Source organism: Corynebacterium hiratae (assembly GCF_009708045.1).
GTDB lineage: Bacteria > Actinomycetota > Actinomycetes > Mycobacteriales > Mycobacteriaceae > Corynebacterium > Corynebacterium hiratae.
The window spans coordinates 1-1,215 of the sequence record NZ_VIOG01000033.1; the positions used below are offsets into that span (position 1 = coordinate 1).

Genomic DNA, 1,215 nt, shown 5'->3' on the forward strand with positions numbered 1-1,215 from the left:
GGGTTAAGGGTCAAAATGTGTGTCTGGCTCGGCGTGTCGCGGGGGTTAGATTTGGCCTTTTTGAATGCCGATTGAGTGGGTGTAGTCGGTGTCGATAGCGTTGTCGTAGAGGGCTGGGCGTCCTGTTTCGTGGTCGGCTTGGTTCTCGGTTTGGGTCAGGGTGGATACTTTGGCGAGTTGGCCCTGGCCCCAGTCGGACTGCCTGGCGATTCGTACTGGATCGTCAGGCAGTTCCGTTTTTAAGTAGAGCCACCAATCCAGCATGCGGCGTTGTCGTTCGCCTGATCTGCCGCGGTGGGTTCTGGCGAGCAGTTTGAGCTGGGCGTTGATGCCGCCTTCTAAGCTGTTGGTGGTGGATTTGATCCGCTCGGGCGCAAGGACTCCTGCTGGCGGGTTGAGGTAGACAAACAGCATCTCGGACCGCCAAAGATGGTTGAGGCTGTTGTAGGCCTTGCGCACGTTGTGGTGGGTCCACACGCGGGTCCATGCACCTGTTTTGGGGTCTTTGATCATGGTTTTCTCGTTCATCCATTCCCGGTAGATCGTTGAAAACTCGTGCAGTTGCACACCCCACGCGGCGGCTTCATCCAGTGTGGTGATCCGGGTCAGTTTCAGCGCAAGTCGGTAGATGGTGCGCCCGGCATCGGTGCGTGGGTTGGTGGTGGTGTAGCGGCGGACCACGCGTTGGGCGTGGACGAGGCAGCGTTGAATTTTCGTAGTCGGCCAGCACTTTTTGATTGCGCTGTATGCGCCTTGGCCGCCGTCGATGACGGCGATGAGTGGGGCTTCGATGCGTTCAAGCAGCAGTTGGTAGTCGCGGGTGGTTTCGTGTTTGCACCAGTGCCAGGCGATCACGTGGTCGATGGTCGCCGCGACGATCAGGCAGCCACCGGCGGTGTAGGTGCCATCGAGAAATACCTGGTCGTAGATCCGCTTGTGGTGGCCGGCGGTGGGGTCAGGCACATCAACGAGCCAGCACCACTTGAAGCGCCGCTTCATGGTGGCGCGGCTAACACCGTTTCGTTTGGCTAGGTCGTCGAGTGATATTGCGGTGGTGCAATGCTCGATGAACTGGGTGAACACTGCCGCGTTGGTGATGTCGTTTCGACGTTTGACGCTGGAGGCGCCGCATTGTTTGCAGCGCCATCTGGTGGTGCCTTTGCTGGTGGTGCCGTTGCGTTTCATTTCACCGCCGCAGTGGCAGCGTGGTTGGTT

The 1,215-nt window shown here is 59.0% G+C and carries 1 protein-coding gene; it reads right to left on the reverse strand.

The features are described 5' to 3' along the window. Positions 1–45: 45 nt before the first annotated feature. Positions 46–1,215, reverse strand: a 1,170-nt coding sequence (locus tag FME68_RS12915; RefSeq protein WP_230309007.1) for an IS256-like element IS1249 family transposase, incomplete at its 5' end; no start/stop codon positions are given.